General features: G+C 60.2%; 19 protein-coding genes. 3 read left to right on the top strand and 16 right to left on the bottom strand.

What is annotated here, in order from left to right:
• The first annotated feature begins 172 nt into the window (after window positions 1-172).
• The 3 genes from AACY08_RS10980 (at window position 173) to AACY08_RS10970 (ending at window position 2,066) form a co-directional block, all read left to right on the top strand.
• Window positions 173-517 (top strand): pilin assembly protein, encoded by a 345-nt coding sequence (locus AACY08_RS10980; protein ID WP_339418182.1) that lies wholly within the window; start codon window positions 173-175, stop codon window positions 515-517.
• A gap of 282 nt (window positions 518-799) precedes the next feature.
• On the top strand, window positions 800-1,225 hold the full coding sequence (locus AACY08_RS10975; protein ID WP_339469449.1) for a DUF4398 domain-containing protein: 426 nt from the start codon (window positions 800-802) through the stop codon (window positions 1,223-1,225).
• A 55-nt stretch (window positions 1,226-1,280) separates the two neighbouring features.
• Window positions 1,281-2,066 (top strand): OmpA family protein, encoded by a 786-nt coding sequence (locus tag AACY08_RS10970; RefSeq protein WP_339469448.1) that lies wholly within the window; start codon window positions 1,281-1,283, stop codon window positions 2,064-2,066.
• A 29-nt stretch (window positions 2,067-2,095) separates the two neighbouring features.
• On the opposite strand, the gene AACY08_RS10965 is transcribed toward AACY08_RS10970, so the two are convergent.
• The 16 genes from AACY08_RS10965 to AACY08_RS10890 form a co-directional block, all read right to left on the bottom strand.
• Window positions 2,096-2,290 (bottom strand): hypothetical protein, encoded by a 195-nt coding sequence (locus tag AACY08_RS10965; RefSeq protein WP_339418185.1) that lies wholly within the window; start codon window positions 2,288-2,290, stop codon window positions 2,096-2,098.
• 203 nt (window positions 2,291-2,493) lie between these two features.
• Window positions 2,494-2,793 (bottom strand): hypothetical protein, encoded by a 300-nt coding sequence (locus tag AACY08_RS10960; RefSeq protein WP_339469446.1) that lies wholly within the window; start codon window positions 2,791-2,793, stop codon window positions 2,494-2,496.
• Between the two features lie 204 nt (window positions 2,794-2,997).
• Window positions 2,998-3,324, bottom strand: a complete 327-nt coding sequence (locus AACY08_RS10955) for a hypothetical protein (RefSeq protein WP_017738324.1) — start codon at window positions 3,322-3,324, stop codon at window positions 2,998-3,000.
• Window positions 3,321-4,226: an alpha/beta hydrolase gene (locus AACY08_RS10950; RefSeq protein WP_339469445.1), complete on the bottom strand. Its 906-nt coding sequence runs from the start codon at window positions 4,224-4,226 to the stop codon at window positions 3,321-3,323. The genes AACY08_RS10955 and AACY08_RS10950 overlap by 4 nt, the downstream gene beginning before the upstream one ends.
• Before the next feature lie 162 nt (window positions 4,227-4,388).
• The gene (locus tag AACY08_RS10945; RefSeq protein WP_339469444.1) at window positions 4,389-5,666 is read right to left on the bottom strand and encodes a flavohemoglobin expression-modulating QEGLA motif protein; all 1,278 of its coding nucleotides are present in this window, start codon (window positions 5,664-5,666) and stop codon (window positions 4,389-4,391) included.
• A gap of 21 nt (window positions 5,667-5,687) precedes the next feature.
• Window positions 5,688-6,248, bottom strand: coding sequence for a hypothetical protein (locus AACY08_RS10940; protein WP_339469443.1), 561 nt, complete (start codon window positions 6,246-6,248; stop codon window positions 5,688-5,690).
• A 146-nt stretch (window positions 6,249-6,394) separates the two neighbouring features.
• A complete protein-coding gene (locus AACY08_RS10935) occupies window positions 6,395-7,111 on the bottom strand; it encodes a TetR/AcrR family transcriptional regulator (RefSeq protein ID WP_339469442.1) in 717 nt (238 codons plus the stop codon).
• A gap of 106 nt (window positions 7,112-7,217) precedes the next feature.
• Window positions 7,218-8,717: a lysine--tRNA ligase gene (gene lysS, locus AACY08_RS10930; RefSeq protein WP_339418191.1), complete on the bottom strand. Its 1,500-nt coding sequence runs from the start codon at window positions 8,715-8,717 to the stop codon at window positions 7,218-7,220.
• A 78-nt stretch (window positions 8,718-8,795) separates the two neighbouring features.
• A protein-coding gene (gene prfB, locus AACY08_RS10925) for a peptide chain release factor 2 (RefSeq protein ID WP_139113184.1) occupies window positions 8,796-9,891 on the bottom strand; the annotation gives its coding sequence in 2 pieces (ribosomal slippage) (window positions 8,796-9,818 and window positions 9,820-9,891; 1,095 coding nt in all).
• A 236-nt stretch (window positions 9,892-10,127) separates the two neighbouring features.
• Window positions 10,128-11,129, bottom strand: coding sequence for a PleD family two-component system response regulator (locus AACY08_RS10920; protein ID WP_339418193.1), 1,002 nt, complete (start codon window positions 11,127-11,129; stop codon window positions 10,128-10,130).
• Between the two features lie 52 nt (window positions 11,130-11,181).
• The gene (locus tag AACY08_RS10915) at window positions 11,182-12,192 is read right to left on the bottom strand and encodes a chemotaxis response regulator protein-glutamate methylesterase (RefSeq protein ID WP_339469439.1); all 1,011 of its coding nucleotides are present in this window, start codon (window positions 12,190-12,192) and stop codon (window positions 11,182-11,184) included.
• A complete protein-coding gene (locus AACY08_RS10910) occupies window positions 12,189-14,456 on the bottom strand; it encodes a hybrid sensor histidine kinase/response regulator (RefSeq protein ID WP_339469438.1) in 2,268 nt (755 codons plus the stop codon). The genes AACY08_RS10915 and AACY08_RS10910 overlap by 4 nt, the downstream gene beginning before the upstream one ends.
• Complete coding sequence (locus AACY08_RS10905; protein WP_339469437.1) at window positions 14,453-15,154, bottom strand: chemotaxis protein CheW; 702 nt, start codon at window positions 15,152-15,154, stop codon at window positions 14,453-14,455. Before AACY08_RS10905 ends, AACY08_RS10910 begins: the two co-directional genes overlap by 4 nt.
• Window positions 15,151-16,410 (bottom strand): CheR family methyltransferase, encoded by a 1,260-nt coding sequence (locus AACY08_RS10900; protein ID WP_339469435.1) that lies wholly within the window; start codon window positions 16,408-16,410, stop codon window positions 15,151-15,153. Before AACY08_RS10900 ends, AACY08_RS10905 begins: the two co-directional genes overlap by 4 nt.
• On the bottom strand, window positions 16,407-16,919 hold the full coding sequence (locus AACY08_RS10895; RefSeq protein WP_339469434.1) for a chemotaxis protein CheW: 513 nt from the start codon (window positions 16,917-16,919) through the stop codon (window positions 16,407-16,409). Before AACY08_RS10895 ends, AACY08_RS10900 begins: the two co-directional genes overlap by 4 nt.
• Window positions 16,919-18,541, bottom strand: a complete 1,623-nt coding sequence (locus tag AACY08_RS10890) for a methyl-accepting chemotaxis protein (RefSeq protein ID WP_339469433.1) — start codon at window positions 18,539-18,541, stop codon at window positions 16,919-16,921. Before AACY08_RS10890 ends, AACY08_RS10895 begins: the two co-directional genes overlap by 1 nt.
• Between the last annotated feature and the right edge of the window lie 100 nt (window positions 18,542-18,641).

The raw sequence follows: 18,641 nt of genomic DNA, 5'->3' as shown, positions 1-18,641 counted from the left end.
AGCCAGAAATCCGGGACGCGCAGGTCTGTCAGAGTGCCGCCAGCGTCCATTTATGACAAGACTTTAAACCTTGTGAGTTGTAGCGAGTCTCAAGGTTGAGTCGTCGCGTTCACCTACGCAGACGACTGGTTGCTCATCACCGCCTGCCAACGCGCGCTTTATTGAGGTTGCCATGAAAATCCGAGAATTGGCCCAGCACTGGGAAGAGAACGCCAAGGGTCGCCTGACCAAAACCGAGTACGCGATTCATCTGGATGTAGAGGCCGCCGCGAGGCTGGCGGCCATCGCCGAAATGTACCCCAAGCGTCAGACCGAGGAATTACTTGGCGAGTTGATCGGCGCGGCCCTAGAAGAGCTTGAAGAGAGCTTTCCCTACGTCAAGGGCGAGCATGTGATTGCCACCGACGAAGAAGGCGACCCCCTTTACGAAGATGTCGGTGCTACCCCTCGCTTCCTGTCACTTTCGCGGCGTTTTCTGCACGACCAGTCTGCCAGCGACGAAGACCCACAACGCTGACCTCCCTCTTCAAAACTTCCTTTTCACCCAATTATTTCGGGCTTTTATCAAGCCCGGCATACCGTTCGTGCAGCTGAAAGTTCCAACTTTTTGACCTGACCAATCAGTCAGAAATTTTTTTAGGCAATTCGCCATCTTCGCTGAACTATTCAAAAAAGCCTCGGGTCACACCGAGTAAGCCATCACTTGGAACAGCCGTTTGAATAGGCGTCCGCAGCTTTACCGCTAGCCCGCCGCCGCTGACCACCTGAGATGGATTTTGATGTTATTAGGAGCTATCTAATGGAGTTGAAGACGATGAAGACCAGCACTGCCAAATCCTCGTTTAACCCTCTGCGCGGGCTCAAGTTGGCCGCGCTGGCAATCGGCACAAGCTTCGTTTTGGCTGGCTGCGCCGGCAACCCTCCGACCGAGCAATATGCGGTCACCCAGTCTGCGGTGAACAGCGCTGTCAGCGCCGGCGGCACCGAGTACGCGGCTGTAGAAATGAAGTCGGCCCAGGACAAGCTCAAGCAAGCTGAGATTGCCATGCACGACAAAAATTACGAGGAAGCCCGTCGCCTGGCCGAACAAGCCGAGTGGGACGCTCGCGTTGCAGAGCGCAAATCCCAGGCTGCCAAGGCTGAACAGGCTTTGAAGGATTCCCAGAAGGCTGTTGATGAGTTGCGTAAGGAAGGCATGCGCCCGGCTGCTATCCAGCAGAAGTAAGACGCTTCCTGTGACCGAATCGCACCCGATAAAGAATTGAAAGGACGACACGACTATGCGTAAACAATTGATGATCCCTGCCCTGCTGGCGATGAGCGTTGCACTGGCGGCTTGCTCCACCCCGCCGAACGCGAACCTGGAAAATGCACGGACCAACTTCTCGTCCCTGCAAACCAACCCGCAAGCGACCAAGCTCGCGGCGCTGGAAACCAAGGACGCCAGCGAATGGCTGGACAAGGCTGACAAGGCTTACCGCGACAAGGAAGACCAGAAGAAAGTCGACCAACTGGCCTACCTGACTAACCAGCGTGTTGAAGTGGCCAAAGACACCATCTTGCTGCGCGAATCCGAAGCCAAGCTGAAAAACGCCGGCGACGAACGCGCCCGCGCTTTGCTGGAGGCTCGTGATGCGCAGATCAAGCAGCTGCAAGACAGCTTGAACGCCAAGCAGACCGATCGCGGCACCCTGGTGACCTTCGGTGACGTGCTGTTCGCCACCAACAAATCTGATCTGAAATCCAGCGGCCTGGTTAACATCACCAAGCTGGCTCAGTTCCTGCGCGACAACCCGGACCGTAAGGTGATCGTAGAAGGCTACACCGACAGCACCGGTTCAGACTCTTACAACCAGAGCCTGTCGGAGCGCCGTGCAGCCTCCGTGCAACGCGCACTGGCTCAGCAAGGCGTGGACATCTCGCGCATCGTGACCCAGGGCTATGGCAAGGAATACCCGGTTGCCGACAACGCCAGCGTGTCGGGCCGTGCCATGAACCGCCGCGTTGAAGTGACCATCTCCAACGACAACCAGCCGGTCAAGCCACGGTCTTCCGTTGCTAACTGATTGATTGGCGTCGCATAAGAAAACCCACCTCACGGTGGGTTTTTTTTCGGCTCGTCAAACTGAATGGTGCGATTCGTATCCTCGGCTGGCATTTCAATCTTTGCGCTGGCCGGCTCATCCATCCGTTGATCGCGCTTGTACCTGCGGGCGGCTTCCTGTTCCAGCGCCACATGCTGTCTTGCCATGGCCAACATGTTTTCCAATACAGGAATATGTATTTTCATCCTCGACCCAATCTGAGTAGGTTGCACCATTTTATGTGGGAGTTTGAGTCGAAACGGTTCCAGACATTTCCTCTGCGAATGTCCCATGCAGCTACATGACTTGCGTGTGCCACGCGTGACACCGCCCGCTCCGTTGCTGGTTGTCGGTTTGAATCAACATGAAAAAACCGCCCGATAGAGGCGGTTTTTTGAGGGAGCGTGAATTAAACGCCGACCTTGCCTGAGCCCTGTGTCTGCGGCATTTGGATTTGGCCCTGACTGCCAGCCTGACCATCTTGTGCGCCTTGATCGCCTTGCGCGCCCTGGGCCCCCTGAGACTTTTGGGCCAGCAGCTTCTCCAGCAGTTTCATCAGTTCATCGAGGCCACCTCCGCCCTCGCTACCCTGACCGCCTTTAGCACCTTGTGCCTGCATGTCTTTGATTTTGTTTTGAACGTCTCGAATCTGCTGATCGAGGCCTTGGTTTGATTGGGCGCCCCCGGCAACATTGGCACCAGCGCCCATGCTCCCTACGCCCGACACTCCGTTTATACCCGCCATATATGCTCACTCCAGACTAATGAAAAAATGGGCCGATTAGCATTGCCAATCAGCCCATAATCTGTGGTGAGCGCGCCAGACTGGTTCCGGCCGGCTGAACGCCTGACAGGCGTTAAATCATTAATCGGTACGTAAAATGGAGCTTTCCCACAGCGCTGAAAACAGCGTTCACTGCTGCAATTGCGGGGTTTCTTGCCCCATGCATCGCACGGCCTGCTTCTTGTTGTTCACCAGCACACCGCTGAGGCCTTTCTGCTCGGTGTCGAACATCACCAGCACGCCATCCACGCATTGCGCCACTTGCGCGGCCGGGGTCAGGGAGATCTTGTAGTCCTCGCCGGGCACGGTCTTGAGCATGGTGAAATCGCTGAGCAGCAGCGCATCTTCGGGTTTGGCAAAGTGCAGGTAACCGTAGAACCACAGGCAACCGACGGTACCGATGATAGTGCCAATACCGGTGAGGATCAGCGGGATCATATTGCGTTCTTCGCTCATTGCGGGCTCTCTGATGAATCCACTTTTGGAGTGGGATAGTTCGGAATTTCGCCCAGGCGGCGTAGGCCGTTGAAGTGCCGCGGGTCGTCCAGGTAGCGCAGCATCACGGTTTGCCAGGTTTTGTCGGCAAAGGTTTGCACATGGCCGCCCCGGGTTAACTGCAGCACCCTTGGCGGCGGCGCGGCCTGGTACAGGCGGATGCCATTGGCCACTGGCACAACCGGGTCATCCAGACTGTGAAACAACAGTTTCGGCACACCCGTCAACTGAGGCATGGCGCGGATAGCACTGTCGGCGTCCGGTACCAGCCAGGACAGGGGCACTTGAAACGGCCATGTTAACCAGGAGGTACTTAGGGCGAATTGTCCTACGTCACGATAACTGGCGGGCACGCCGTCCAGCACCAGCGCCTTGAGCCGGGATTGGCGTTCCGGGTGGGCTGCCAGGTAGTGAACCGCCAGCGCGCCACCCAGGCTTTGGCCCAGAACGATCAGCGGCTGGCCCTGGGTTTCGGGTGCCTTGTCGATCCAGCGGAACGCCGCATCAACATCCTGATAGACCGCGGGTAAAGATGGCTTGCCTTCCGACAGCCCATAACCGCGATAGTCCAGCAGCAGCACTTGGTAACCCTGCTCAGGCAACCACCAACTGCCGCCCAGGTGCCAGGCCAGGTTGCCGCCGTTGCCGTGCAAATGCAGCACCGTACCCTTGAGCGGCACACCGGGCTTGGCCGGTAGCCACCAGGCGTGCAGCTTCACGCCGTCGGCGGTGGTCAAGGTGACGTCGCGGTATTGCAGGTGGGCTTTTTCCGGTGTGAAAGGCAGGCCGGGCTCGGGGTAGAACAGCAGGGAGCTGCAGCCGTTCAAAGTGAGTAGCAGGCACAAAATGCCGAGGATTCTCATCCGTTGAAGCCTCGCTGGAAGGTTGTACTCATTTCTCAAGAACAAATGAGATCAAATGTGGGTGCTGGGTTGCCTGCGATAACGGTGTATCAGTCACAGGTGTTTTCACTGAATGACCGCCATCGCAGGCAACCCAGCTCGCACATGTTTGGTGCGGTTCCTTCAAAGGATATTCGAATAATCCGCCTCAATCCGATCCAGGCTCAAATGGTTGAGGAAGTTGGAAAAGCACATCCATGCCGCCAGTGCATTCATGTCGCGGAACTGCTCCGGCAGGTACTTGGGCGGCACCACGAGGCCTTCGTCGACCAGCTGACGCAGGGTGCGCATGTCTTCCAGGGTGGTCTTGCCGCAGAACAGCAGCGGCACTTGCTCCAGCTTGCCTTTACGCACGGCGAGCTGAATGTAGTTGTAGACCATGATAAAGCCCTTGAGGTAGGACAGATCCTTGGTAAACGGCAGACCGTTCGGCACCGAGCCACGGAATACGCGACTGGCGTTGCCATAGCTTTCGCCCATCTCAAAGCCTTGCTCGCGGAAGAACTCAAACACCTGCAGGAAGTCGGCGCCCTCCTCCACCATGTGAATGGCGCGGGTGCGGTTGGTCAGTTTGCGCAGGCGGCTCGGGTAGGAGGCAAAGGTGATGATTTCCATCAGGATCGCCAGGCCTTCCTGGGTCACGGTGGAGGACGGCGGGCCCTTGGACAGGAACGTGCAGATCGGTTGGTTCTGACCGTTTAGCGTGGTGCCAACATGCACCAGGCCTTCGTGCACTTCCAGGGCCCGCACGTCGCGGTCATTGAACATCGCGTCGGCGCGGATCTTGATGTAGTCGGCGCCCGCCGCGGCGTCAGCGACAATACCGTCGGACTCAAACACGCGGATAGTCTCTTCGGCCTCGCCAAATACCTTGTTCAGGCGTGTTTGCAGCAGCGCCACGGCGTCCTTGGCGGTGAGGGTCTTGGCTTCATCCTTCAAATCGCCACGGCCGTCGATGTTGTTCAGATAGTCAGAAAGCATCAGGCCCAGGTCCGCCAGGGTAGGGTCGCCCGCGTGGAACGCATCGGAGGCGGCGCCGTACAGTTCCTGGGATATCAGGCCGAAATCCTCGGTACCGCGCGCTTCAAGCATGCGCACCACCATGCGATATTCCCGGCACATGCGGCGCATAATCTGCCCCACGGGGCTGAACTGGCCGAGGCGACGGGTAATGTCGCGCTCGATGTTCTGGAACTCCAGCTTTACCGCGCTGGAGTCGAACGTCAGTGGCCGATTCAGGTAATAGTCGCGGTCCACGGCGGGCATTTCCTTGCCCTTGGCCTTGAGGAATCCCTGACGAATGTTGTCGTCCCACTTCACGGCGTCGAGGACGCGAATCGGTGTCTGCGCCAGCACAATGCGATCAGACAAGGTGCGTATCGTCTGCTGGTAATCGTCCACCCGGTGCTTCCTCTTTAAACGTTATTTGCCCGTGCGCTGGTAGCGCACGGCTTCCACGAATACATCGGCGTTGGCCGGGTCATCCAGGTAGGCAAACACTTGGTCCATGGGGCTGTCGACCAATACGCCATCGCCTTCGACGGTTTCCACAGTACTGCCGTGCAACGTCTTTTGGCCTATCGCTTGGTGGATCTGCTCAAGGTCCAGGTTATAGACCACCAATTCATGTTTTTCGCCGCTCTTACCCTCAAAGTCAAACCCCGCCAGGATGAAATGCCCGCCCAGTTTGGCCGGCAACGGCGCCGACAAGTACCAGCGGCTACCATGCCGGGACACAGTAAACAGGTACTCATCACGCAGGCCCGGCTTGGCTGTAGGGTAGCTCACGGCTTTATAACGGTGGTCACCCACGCGAGTGATGTGCAGGTTGAGCGGCTCGCCCCAGGCGTTTTTGCTCGACCATTTCCCCAGCAGGGCCGGCGGCGCGGCCTCATGGGCCGGCAGCGGGTCCTTGAATGTCACCAGGCAACCGCTGAGCAGCAGGAACGACAAGGCAATTACCGCGATTCGCCAGGCTTTCATCGTGTACTCCACTGAATATCGTGCATGGCACCCGTTTATGTGGGAGCTGGCTTGCCTGCAATGGCATCAACCAACCGTGCCTGATTTACCGAGTTGTCTGCAGCGCAGGCAAGCCAGCGCCCACATAAAGCAGCGTCGACTTATGACTACACCGAGGCCAACACCAAATGCATGTAACGCTTGAGAATTTCAAGCATCTCTTCACCGGTCAGAGGCTCTGCGCCGCTCAGCAGGCCCTGATATTCCATCCGACTGATTATCGCCGTCAACACTTTGGCATCCTGTTGCGGCTCGCGGGAGCCCAGTACCTGGAAAAACTGCTCAGTGCCCTGCAACAGAATCTGCTGATGGGAACGCACCAGCTCTGCCAGCCGCGGATTCAGCAGCGCTTCCTGGCGAAAGGCCTGCTCGGCCATCAGGTGCTCACGGCGGTTGGTCAGTTGGCGCAACACGTAGTCAGCGGTCAAACGCGCAATATCATCGGCCAGCTGCGAGCGCGACTGTGGGCTGCCATCGCCATAGGCGACCATTTCGCGCAGCAGGCCCTCGTTACGTACCCACAGCTTGCCCATGAACGCGGCACTGCGTTCGACGTATTGAGCGAAGGTATCGGTGAGCAAGTCGTCGATATCCTTGAAATAGTAGGTGGTGGCCGACAACGGCACCCCCGCCTCTGCCGCGACTGCACGATGGCGCACGGCCCGTACGCCATCACGCACCACGATGCGCATCGCCGCATCGAGAATGTCTTGCCTGCGTTGCTCACTGCCTCGGCGACTGGCCTTACGGCCCTGGTACTGGACACTTTCAGCCACGGCAGCAGCAATGCCGGCGGCGCCTTCTTGAGCCATTACGCGGTTCACGACACACATCCTTGAATAGATCAAAACCTGGCGCTGTTTGCTTGACGCTTATAAACGCCGCATAAAAAAGCCGCCTTATAAAAGGCGGCTCTGGATTTCGCTAAGGTTACGCTTGTGGCCGCATGTGCGGGAACAGGATCACATCGCGGATCGACGGCGAGTTAGTCAACAGCATCACCAGGCGGTCGATGCCGATCCCTTCACCGGCGGTTGGCGGCATGCCGTATTCCAGGGCGCGCACGAAGTCGGCATCGTAGTGCATGGCTTCGTCGTCGCCGGCGTCCTTGTCGGCCACCTGGGCCATGAAACGCTCGGCCTGGTCTTCCGCGTCGTTCAACTCGGAGTAGGCGTTGGCGATTTCGCGGCCGCCGATGAACAATTCGAAACGGTCGGTGACGTTCGGGTTGTCATCGTTGCGACGGGCGAGCGGCGATACTTCGAACGGGTACTGGGTAATGAAGTGCGGCTGTTCCAGCTTGTGCTCCACCAACTCTTCGAAAATCATCACCTGCAATTTGCCCAGGCCTTCGAAGCCCAACACTTTTGCGCCGGCTTTCTTGGCAATGGCGCGGGCCTTGTCGATGTCGGTCAGGTCGTCAGCGGTCAACTCGGGGTTGTACTTGAGGATCGAATCGAACACCGACAGGCGCACGAACGGTTCGCCAAAGTGGAACACCTTGTCGCCGTACGGCACGTCAGTGCTGCCCAGGACCAACTGCGCCAGTTCGCGGAACAGTTCTTCAGTCAGGTCCATGTTGTCTTCGTAATCGGCGTAGGCCTGGTAGAACTCCAACATGGTGAATTCTGGGTTGTGACGCGTCGAAACGCCTTCGTTACGGAAGTTGCGGTTGATCTCGAACACTTTCTCAAACCCGCCAACCACAAGGCGCTTGAGGTATAGCTCAGGCGCGATACGCAGGAACATTTCCAGGTCCAGCGCGTTGTGGTGGGTTTCAAACGGCTTGGCTGCAGCACCACCGGGGATGGTTTGCAGCATCGGGGTTTCCACTTCCAGGAAGTCACGCTGCATCAAGAAGCTGCGGATGTGCGCGATGACTTGCGAACGCACGCGGAAGGTGTGGCGCACGTCTTCGTTGACGATCAGGTCAACATAGCGCTGGCGGTAGCGCTGCTCGGTGTCGGTGAGGCCGTGGTGCTTGTCCGGCAGCGGGCGCAGGGATTTGGTCAGCAGGCGTACGCTGGTCATTTCAACGTACAGGTCGCCCTTACCGGAACGGGCCAGGGTACCTTCGGCGGCGATGATGTCGCCCATGTCCCAGGTTTTCACCGAGGCCAGGGTATCTTCAGGCAGGGTCTTGCGGTTGACGTAGACCTGGATGCGACCGGTCATGTCCTGGATCACCATGAACGAGCCGCGGTTGAGCATGATGCGACCTGCCACCTTGACCGGGATCGCCGCTTCCGCCAGCTCTTCCTTGGTCTTGTCCGCGTATTGCTTCTGCAAGGCATCGCAGTAGTTTTCGCGGCGGAAGTCGTTGGGGAAGGCATTGCCCTTGGCGCGCTCGGCAGCCAGCTTTTCCTTGCGCAGGGCGATCAGGGAGTTTTCTTCCTGTTGCAGGGCTTGGTCGAGTTGTTGGTCGCTCATGTCTTTAAATATTCCATCAGGTTCGTTGCCCCCGGCCTGCGGCCGGGGATCGCCGGCGTGCCGGCTCCTAAAAAGGGGTTACAGGCCTGACTTCAGGCTGGCTTCCAGGTATTCGTCGATATCACCGTCGAGCACCTTGTCGCAGTCGCTGCGTTCGATGTTAGTGCGCAAATCCTTGATCCGCGACGCATCAAGCACATAAGAACGGATCTGGTGACCCCAGCCGATATCCGACTTGGTGTCTTCCAGCGCCTGGGAAGCGGCGTTGCGCTTCTGCATTTCCTGCTCGTACAACTTGGCCCGCAGCATTTTCATGGCGGTGTCCTTGTTCGCGTGCTGGGAGCGTTCGTTCTGGCAGCTGACCACGGTGTTGGTCGGTACGTGGGTAATACGTACGGCCGAGTCGGTGGTGTTCACGTGCTGGCCACCGGCACCGGAGGAGCGGTAGGTATCGATGCGCAGGTCGGCCGGGTTGATCTCGATTTCGACCTTGTCGTCGATCTCTGGCGAGACGAAAACAGCAGAGAACGAGGTGTGGCGACGGTTGCCGGAGTCAAACGGGCTCTTGCGCACCAGGCGGTGGACGCCGATCTCGGTCCGCAGCCAGCCAAAGGCGTATTCGCCCTTGATGTGTACGGTCGCGCCCTTGATACCAGCGACTTCACCGGCGGACAGTTCCATGATGGTCGCTTCGAAACCGCGCTTGTCAGCCCAGCGCAGGTACATGCGCAGCAGGATGTTGGCCCAGTCCTGTGCCTCGGTGCCGCCGGAACCGGCCTGGATGTCCAGGTAGGCGTTGTTCGGGTCCATTTCGTGGCTGAACATGCGACGGAATTCAAGCTTGGCGAGGTTGTCCTCGAGACGGGCCAGCTCGGCGACGACATCGCCCACTGCGCCTTCGTCGTTTTCTTCGACGGCCATGTCCAGCAGGTCACGGCAATCGGCCAGACCGGTGTTCAGCTCGTCGAGGGTATCGACGATCTGCGCCAGCGCAGCGCGCTCGCGGCCCAGTTCCTGGGCGTATTCAGGTTTGTTCCAGACAGCAGGATCTTCAAGCTCGCGATTGACTTCGGTCAGACGCTCATGCTTTTGATCGTAGTCAAAGATACCCCCGAATAGTTTCGGAGCGCTCGGACAGGTCCTTGATGGTGTTAAGGATCGGGTTGATTTCCATGGCGGGCAGCACTCGTTGGCGAACTTTTGAAAGCCGGCGAGTATAACGGCAAACGTCCGGAAACGGCAGTCCGCTTGGCCGAAAAGGCGGGGTTTGTAGGCTATCGACAGAACAATGGAGATCAAATGTGGGAGCTGGCTTGCCTGCGATTGCGGTTCGTCAGTTACCACATCTGTATCTGATACACCGCTATCGCAGGCAAGCCAGCTCCCACAGGGGTTTTACGGTGCTTCGAATTATTCAATCCCCACCTGATTGCGCCCATTATGCTTGGCCGTATACAACCCCTTGTCCGCCGCCATGATCAACTGTCGGCAGTCCGTGCCCTGCACCGGTGTCATGGTCGACAGGCCGATGCTGATGGTCAGGCTCGCCCCCTCAGCCGGCGCTATGTGTGGGATTTTCAGCGCAGCAACGGCCATGCGTAGCTTTTCAGCCACCAGGCGTGCGCCGCCCGGCGAGGTGTTCGGCAGTACCAAGGCGAACTCTTCACCGCCGTAGCGCGCCGGCAGGTCCGAGGGGCGACTGCTGGCTTCGCGGATGGTGTCGGCGACCTTGCGCAAGGCTTCGTCGCCTTCGACGTGGCCGAAGCTGTCGTTGTAGGTCTTGAAAAAATCCACGTCGATCATCAGCAGCGACAGTTGGGTCTGGTCGCGCATGGCACGACGCCATTCCAGTTCCAGGTATTCGTCGAAGTGGCGGCGGTTGGACAGCCCGGTGAGGCCGTCGGAGTTCATCAAGCGTTGCAGCACCAGATTGGTGTCCAGCAGTTGCTGCTGGCTGACTCGCAGGGCTCGATAAGCAGCGTCCCGTTGCAACAAGGTCATGTAGGAGCGCGAGTGATAGCGGATGCGCGCAACCAGTTCGATATTGTCCGGCAGCTTGACCAGGTAGTCGTTGGCCCCGGCCGAAAACGCCGCGCTCTTGATCAGCGGGTCTTCCTTGGTGGAAAGCACGATGATCGGAATGTTTTGCGTGGCCGGGTGGTTGCGGTATTCGCGCACCAGCGTCAGGCCGTCGAGGCCAGGCATCACCAAGTCTTGCAGGATGACGGTCGGTTTGATGCGGATCGCTTGGGCAATCGCCTGGTGCGGGTCGGCGCAGAAGTGGAAGTCGATGTTTTCTTCATGAGCCAGGCCACGTCGCACGGCTTCGCCGATCATGGCCTGGTCGTCGACAAGCAACACCATGGCTGCATTTTCATCGGTCTTGATGTCGTCGATCTGTAAATCATTCATGTGCAATCACCTGAATTACTTTCCTGCTGGCCAGCACCCTGGAGGGTCTTGATCATTTTGCGAAGACCTCCAGTAATCGGGGCGCAATTGTGTCCAGTGGGCGAATTTCAACAGCAGCATCAATCGCCGCCGCCGCTTTGGGCATGCCATACACCGCCGAGCTCTGCTGATCCTGGGCGATGGTTAGATAACCTTGTTCACGCAGCAACTTGAGGCCTTGGGCCCCGTCGCGCCCCATACCAGTCAGCAATACGCCAACGGCGTCACCATTCCAGTGGCTAGCCACGCTTTCGAAAAACACGTCGATCGACGGCCGGTAAATCTCGTTCACTGGCTCTGCGGTATAGGCTAGCGTGCCATTCTTCAACAGACGAATATGGTGGTTGGTGCCGGCCAGCAGCACGACACCGCTTTGCGGTGGCTCACCCTCGCGGGCCAGGCGCACCGGCAGGCCAGAGGCGCTGCTCAGCCACTCGGCCATGCCGGCGGCAAACACCTGGTCAACATGCTGCACCAGTACGATGGCGGCGGGAAAGTCTTGAGGCAAACCCTTGAGCAGGATTTCCAGGGCCGCCGGGCCACCTGCCGAGGACCCGATAGCCACCAGACTCTGGCGCGTGCCGGTGGCGCGCGGTGGGGCGGCGTCGGCACGCAGGCGGCTACCACGCTGGCCGATCAACCAGCCGATATTGAAGATCTTGCGCAGCAGCGGCGCTGCGGCATCCTTGGGGTTGCCTACGCCCAGCGGCGGCGTGTCCACCACATCCAGGGCGCCATGGCCCATGGCTTCGAACACGCGGCTGACATTGGCCTGGCGGTCGACGGTGACGATAACGATGGCACACGGGGTCTCGGCCATGATCTGCCGAGTGGCTTCCACACCGTCCATTACGGGCATGATCAAGTCCATCAGGATCAGATCCGGGGTCAGCTCAGCGCAGCGCTGCACCGCTTCCAGGCCATTGGCTGCCACCCACACAACCTGGTGAGCAGGTTCGAAACTCAAGGCACGGCGAAGGGCCTCAACCGCGAGGGGCATGTCATTGACGATTGCGATCCTCATGCGCGCGCGCCTCCGATCAGTTCCACCACCGCGTCCAGCAACGCGTCATCATGGAAACTGGCTTTGGCTAAATAATAGTCGGCGCCGGCATCCAGTCCACGACGCCGGTCTTCTTCGCGATCCTTGTAGGACACCACCATCACCGGCAACGATTGCAGGCGACTGTCACGGCGCAAGAGTGTGACCAATTCAATACCGTCCATGCGAGGCATATCAATGTCTGTGATCAGCAGGTCGAAGTCTTCGGAACGCAGGGCATTCCAGCCGTCCATGCCATCGACCGCGACGGCCACTTCATAACCACGATTAAGTAACAATTTGCGTTGCAGCTCACGCACGGTCAGCGAGTCATCCACCACCAGCACCCGTTTACGCGGCGCCTCGGTGGTTTGTTGGCTGCGCCGGGCAATACGTTCCAAACGCCCGGTGTTGAGCAACTTGTCCACCGAACGCAGCATGTCTTCAACGTCGACGATCAACACCACCGAGCCGTCGTCGAGCAAGGCGCCGGCGGAGATGTCCTGGACCTTGCCCAGGCGATCATCCAGCGGCAACACCACCAGCGTACGCTCGCCGATAAAACGCTCCACGGCAATCCCGTACACGGCATCGCGCTCGCGGATCACCACCACTTTCAACGTGTCTGACTGACTCTGCCCCGCCGGGCGCTGCAACAACTGGCTGGCGGCGACCAGGCCGACATGCCGGCCCTCGTGCCAGAAATGCTGGCGGCCTTCGAGTTGCACAATATCGTCGGGCGCCAGGTCGCACATGCGCTCGATATGGGCCAGCGGGAACGCGTAGGCTTCTTCGCCGACCTCCACCACCAGGCTGCGCACCACCGACAAGGTCAACGGCACTTCCAGGTGGAAACGACTGCCCCGCCCCGCCGCCTGCTCCAGCACCACCGCACCCCGCAGTTGGCGGACCAGGTGTTGCACCGCATCCAGGCCGACCCCGCGCCCGGACACTTCGGTGACCTTGTCGCGCAGGCTGAACCCCGGCAGGAACAGGAACGTCAGCAGCTCTTCTTCGCTCAGGCGCAGGGCGGTTTCAACAGGCGACAGATGGCGGTCGACGATGGTGCCGCGCAAGCGCTCCAGGTCGACGCCATTGCCGTCGTCGCTCAACTCCAGTACCAACAAACCGGCCTGATGGGACGCGCGCAGGCGGATCAGGCCTTCAGCCGGCTTGCCCGCGAGCAGGCGTTGCTCAGGCATTTCGATGCCGTGGTCAACGGCATTGCGCAACAAATGGGTGAGTGGCGCTTCGAGCTTTTCCAGCACGTCGCGGTCGACCTGAGTCTTTTCACCCTCGATCTCCAGGCGCACCTGCTTGCCCAGGCTGCGGCCAAGGTCGCGCACCATGCGCACCTGCCCAGCGAGGACATCGGCAAACGGTCGCATACGGCAGGCCAGGGCGGTGTCATACAGCACTTGGGCACGCTGCCCGGCCTGCCAGCCGAACTCGTCCAGCTCGGCATGTTTTTCCGCCAGCAAGGCCTGGGCTTCGCTCAACAAGCGGCGGGTGTCGGCCAAGGCTTCCTGGGCTTCGAGGTTAAAACCCACGGTTTTGAGCTGGCCGTCCAACGTGTCGAGGGCGCGCACGCTTTGGCTTTGAATGCGTTTGAGGCGCTGCAGGCTGGCCAGGTAGGGCTTGAGCCGCTGGGTTTCCACTAGGGATTTGCTCGACAGGTCGAGCAAGCTGTTCAAGCGCTCGGCGGTCACCCGCAGTACGCGCTCGCCGCCTTCGGTCATGCGTTTGTTCTGGCGCGGCGACTCGGCGGCAATCGGCGGAGCGGGCTCGGGTTCCGGCGGCAGTTCTTCAACGAGCGGCTCCGGCGCTGGCGGCGGCGTAGCCTTGACCGGCGCCTGGGACGGGTCCAGCAGGCGCTCCATCAACGCCACATAAGCTTCGATGTCGGCCGGCCCCACGTCATTGCCCGGCGTGGCGATGCGCATCAGCAGATCAGTGCCTTGCAGCAGCGCATCAATATGTTCGGGTTGCAGGTACAGACGGCTTTCCTGGGCGCTGACCAGGCAATCCTCCATGACGTGGGACACGCTGACCCCGGCGTCCACCCCAACGATGCGCGCGGCGCCCTTGAGCGAGTGCGCCGCGCGCATGCACGCTTCAAGCTGGTCAGCCTGGGTCGGGTTGCGTTCCAGGGCCAGCAGGCCCGCACTGAGTACCTGGGTCTGCGCATCAGCTTCCAGGCTGAACAGTTCCAGCAGCGAGGCGTCGCGCATCTGGTCGGGGGTCATGTGAGGCTCCGGGTCACGGCGGACAACAATTGCGCCTCGTCCAGCCAACGCAGGCTGCGGCCTTTCCACTGCAACACTCCCTGGGTAAAGCGGCCGCTCGCCTGGGTGCCGGAGGCCGATGCGGCCTTCAGGGTGCGCTCATCGATAGCATGGATACCGTCGACTTCATCCACCGGCACCACCACCGGGCCATCCTGGGCGGCGATGATCAACATGCGCGGCATGATGCGCCCACCGCTGGCGCTCTGGGTGGTGGCGTCCAGGCCCAGCAACTCCACCAGCGACAGGCACGCCACCAGCGCGCCGCGCACGTTGGCCACGCCAAGCAAGGCGCGGGAGCGTTGGTGTGGCAGGGAGTGAATCGGTTGCAACGGCGCCACTTCCACCAGGCAACGGGTGGCAATGCCCAGCCATTCTTCGCCGAGGCGGAACATCAGCAGGGAATGCGTGACCACCTCCTCGCCCAATTCGACCGCGTTGTACGCGCGATGCGCGTCCTGCTGCAATGCGTAGCGATCCAGCAATCGCGTGGCTGCCGCCGAATACACCGAGCAATTGCGGCAATGGATATGGTCCGCCAGCAACGGGCAGGACTTGTCGCCATGGATGCCGATGCGGTTCCAACAGTCATCGATGGCCTGGGTGTCAGCCAGGGTCAGGTCCAGGCCTGCGGTGTCGAGCGCCTCGGTGTTATTCATCGCTTGGACTCACTGTCAGCTCGCTCGCTCCGCGCGGCGCGCGCCTGCAAGCGGCGCGCCCCCGCGCTGTCACCCTGGGACTCAAGCAACGCGGCCAGGTGCATCAAGGCCTGCGGGTGCTGGGGTTCCAGGTACAAGGCTTTTCGATAATAGCCCTGGGCCTCCAGGGCACTGCCGGCCACGTCGCTGAGCAGCCCCAGCCAGTAGAACACTTGGGCGGCCGGCGGGTGGTTGTTCAGGTATTGCTCGCAAGCGGCGCGGGCATCAAGACTTTTGCCTTCGTTGGCCAACGTGGCGATCCGACTGAGCAGATCAGCCGCGTCGGGATGCGCCATCTTGATTGGCATCACTTGGGCGCTGACCGTGCTGAACGGCCGCGGTTTGGTAGGAATCGGTGCGGCACTGCGCCGCGGGATGGGCACGGCGATAGGCACAAACACCGGCTCCGGCGTGACCGGCGCAGCCTGCCGACTGAACGCAAAGGACTGCGGCACACCAATCGAACGCATGCCATGGCGCCCCAGCAGGCTGCCCTCGGCCGGGCCGATAAACAGCACGCCGTCCTCATGGGTCAGGCCCTTGAGTACAGCAAACACTTGCTTCTGGGTCGGCTGGTCGAAATAGATCAGCAGGTTGCGACAGAACACAAAGTCGTAGCTCGCCTCATTGACCAGCAGCGCCGGGTCAAGCAGGTTGCCGACTTGCAGGCGCACCTGTTCGCGCACGCGGTCGGCGATGTGGTAGCCGTCGCCGAATTCGGTGAAATGTCGGTCGCGAAACGCCAGATCGCCGCCGCGAAACGAGTTCTTGCCATACACCCCGCGTCGCGCGCGCTCAACCGACAGTGGGCTGACATCCAAGCCCAGCACCTTGAACTGGTGCGGCGCCAAACCGGCATCCAGCAGCGCCATGGCAATCGAATAAGGTTCTTCGCCGGTGGAGCACGGCAGGCTGAGGATGCGCAGTGCGCGCATTTGCTTGATGTCGAGCAGGCGGGCCTTGGCCAGGCGGGCCAGGGTTGCAAAGGATTCGGGGTAACGGAAAAACCAGGTCTCGGGGACGATTACCGCCTCGATCAGCGCCTGCTTTTCATCCTCGCAGCTTTGCAGGTGCTGCCAGTATTCGCCGGCCCCTTGGGCATTGACGGCCTGGCTGCGTTGGCGCACCGCACGCTCGATAATGGCTTCGCCCACAGACGCGACGTCCAGGCCGATGCGCTCTTTCAGGAAGGCAAAAAAACGCGGGTCGTGGCTCATACGCTCGGCTCTGCAGAAAACAGCAAGGCGCGCACTTCGTCGGTGAGCAATTCGTTAACCCCAATCCACTGCATCAAACCCAAGGTGTCTTCACGCACCAGCCCCAGGTACGGCGCCTCGCGGTTATCCAGGCCATAAGGTTTGAAGTCGCCAAGGTCGCAACGCAGGGTGTCGGTGGCTTGTTCCAGGATCAGCCCCAGCCAACGCGCTTGAACCCAAGACTGCGGTTGATAATTGACCAGCACCAGGCGCGTGCTGGTGCGCGCCTGGGCCGGCGTGCCGAAGGCCAGGGCGCTGAGGTCGATGACCGGCACCAGCGCGCCACGATGGGCAAAAATGCCCGACACCCACTGCGGTGCATGGGCAATCGGTTTGAGTGGCAGGCGCGGCAGTACCTCGGCGACTTCCGTGGCCCTGAGGGCAAAACGCTCGTCGCCGATGTGGAACACCAGGAACAACGCCTTTTTCGCTGCCGGGACGGCACCGTGTTTAGCCGCGTGATCGCTCATCAGACTTTGAAACGCGACACGCCGCTGCGCAGACCGACCGCAACCTGGCTCAGCTCATCAATGGCAAAGCTGGCCTGGCGCAGCGAGTCGACAGTCTGGCTGCTGGCATCGCCCAGTTGCACCAGCGCGTGGTTGATCTGCTCGGCACCGGTAGCCTGGGCCTGCATGCCTTCGTTGACCATCAACACCCGCGGCGCCAGCGCCTGTACCTGATGGATGATCTGCGACAGCTGCTCGCCCACTTGCTGCACTTCAAACATGCCGCGACGTACTTCTTCGGAGAACTTGTCCATGCCCATCACACCTGCGGACACCGCCGACTGGATCTCGCGCACCATCTGCTCGATGTCGTAGGTGGCCACGGCGGTCTGATCGGCAAGGCGGCGAACTTCGGTGGCAACCACGGCAAAACCGCGACCGTATTCACCGGCCTTCTCGGCCTCGATGGCCGCGTTGAGCGACAGCAGGTTGGTCTGGTCAGCGACCTTGACGATGGTCACCACCACCTGATTGATGTTGCCGGCCTTCTCATTGAGGATCGCCAGCTTGGCGTTCACCAGGTCGGCGGCGCCCATCACCGAGTGCATGGTTTCTTCCATGCGCGCCAGGCCTTGCTGGCCGGACCCGGCGGCGACCGACGCCTGGTCGGCAGCGGTGGACACTTCGGTCATGGTGCGCACCAGGTCCTTGGACGTGGCAGCGATTTCGCGGGACGTGGCGCCGATCTCAGTGGTAGTCGCAGCGGTTTCAGTGGCGGTGGCCTGTTGCTGCTTGGACGTGGCGGCAATCTCGGTGACCGAGGTGGTCACCTGCACCGACGAGCGCTGGGCCTGGGACACGAGGCCGGTGAGCTCGGTCATCATGTCGTTAAAGCCAGTCTCTACCGCACCGAATTCGTCCTTGCGCTCCAGGTTCAGGCGTTTGCTCAGGTCACCGGTGCGCATGGTTTCAAGGATCTCGACGATGCGCTGCATCGGCGCCATGATCGCGCGCATCAGCAGCAGGCCACACAGGCCAGCGGCAAGGATGGCGATTAGCAGCGACACGGCCATGCTGATCTTGGCCGACAGGACTGCCTCGTCGATCGCCGCCGTGGCACGGTCAGACACGTTCTTGTTTTCAGTGATGATGTCGTTGAGTTTCATGCGCCCTTCAGTCCAGATAGGCGTCAATTGCTCCTCGACCAATACGCTCGCCCCTGGCAGGTCGTTGGCTTCGATGCGCGCCAGCACCTGGGCGAGGACTTTGTTGTACGTCGTGTGCGCCGCCTTGAAGTTATCGAATTCCATGCGGTCAGCCTGGTTATGAATGGTTTTTTCATAGTTGGCCATCTGCTGTTCGATACGCGCTTCGAAGGACTTGTAGTGCGACCTATCGTTGTTGCTGAGCGTTTTTCCGTCGCGCAGACCAATGATATCGACGGTTTCAAGGTAGCTGTCGACCCACGCGCTGCGGATCATCGAGCTGAGGTAAACGCCCGGTACCGCGTCGTCACGCACCACCTCCTGGCTGGTTTCGATCTTCAGCAACCGTGAGTAGGAGACCACAACCATTAACAGCATGATGGCGATAATGACCGCAAAGCTTGCCAAGATCCGTTGGCGCAAGGTCCAGTTCTTCACAGTAATTCCTCGAAGGGCCATTCAAATGGGGTGAGTATAGCTGAGCAGGTGCCCTCATTTATCAATGGGTTTTTATGCAGCGCGCACGGAATGCAAAAAC

The sequence above is a fragment of the Pseudomonas sp. EL_65y_Pfl1_R83 genome (genome assembly GCF_963970695.1).
Taxonomy (GTDB): domain Bacteria; phylum Pseudomonadota; class Gammaproteobacteria; order Pseudomonadales; family Pseudomonadaceae; genus Aquipseudomonas; species Aquipseudomonas tritici.
The sequence above is the reverse complement of the archived record's forward strand: the minus strand, read 5'-3'. Positions and strand labels throughout refer to the sequence as shown.

Bases quoted from the DNA above. Each gene is read 5' to 3' on its own strand.
- AACY08_RS10980 (WP_339418182.1), top strand. From the start codon at position 173: ATGAAAATCCGAGAATTGGCCCAGCACTGGGAAGAGAACGCCAAGGGT.
- AACY08_RS10975 (WP_339469449.1), top strand. From the start codon at position 800: ATGGAGTTGAAGACGATGAAGACCAGCACTGCCAAATCCTCGTTTAAC.
- AACY08_RS10970 (WP_339469448.1), top strand. From the start codon at position 1,281: ATGCGTAAACAATTGATGATCCCTGCCCTGCTGGCGATGAGCGTTGCA.
- AACY08_RS10965 (WP_339418185.1), bottom strand. From the start codon at position 2,290: ATGAAAATACATATTCCTGTATTGGAAAACATGTTGGCCATGGCAAGA.
- AACY08_RS10960 (WP_339469446.1), bottom strand. From the start codon at position 2,793: ATGGGCGCTGGTGCCAATGTTGCCGGGGGCGCCCAATCAAACCAAGGC.
- AACY08_RS10955 (WP_017738324.1), bottom strand. From the start codon at position 3,324: ATGAGCGAAGAACGCAATATGATCCCGCTGATCCTCACCGGTATTGGC.
- AACY08_RS10950 (WP_339469445.1), bottom strand. From the start codon at position 4,226: ATGAGAATCCTCGGCATTTTGTGCCTGCTACTCACTTTGAACGGCTGC.
- AACY08_RS10940 (WP_339469443.1), bottom strand. From the start codon at position 6,248: ATGAAAGCCTGGCGAATCGCGGTAATTGCCTTGTCGTTCCTGCTGCTC.
- lysS (WP_339418191.1), bottom strand. From the start codon at position 8,717: ATGAGCGACCAACAACTCGACCAAGCCCTGCAACAGGAAGAAAACTCC.
- AACY08_RS10920 (WP_339418193.1), bottom strand. From the start codon at position 11,129: ATGAATGATTTACAGATCGACGACATCAAGACCGATGAAAATGCAGCC.
- AACY08_RS10915 (WP_339469439.1), bottom strand. From the start codon at position 12,192: ATGAGGATCGCAATCGTCAATGACATGCCCCTCGCGGTTGAGGCCCTT.
- AACY08_RS10910 (WP_339469438.1), bottom strand. From the start codon at position 14,456: ATGACCCCCGACCAGATGCGCGACGCCTCGCTGCTGGAACTGTTCAGC.
- AACY08_RS10905 (WP_339469437.1), bottom strand. From the start codon at position 15,154: ATGAATAACACCGAGGCGCTCGACACCGCAGGCCTGGACCTGACCCTG.
- AACY08_RS10900 (WP_339469435.1), bottom strand. From the start codon at position 16,410: ATGAGCCACGACCCGCGTTTTTTTGCCTTCCTGAAAGAGCGCATCGGC.
- AACY08_RS10895 (WP_339469434.1), bottom strand. From the start codon at position 16,919: ATGAGCGATCACGCGGCTAAACACGGTGCCGTCCCGGCAGCGAAAAAG.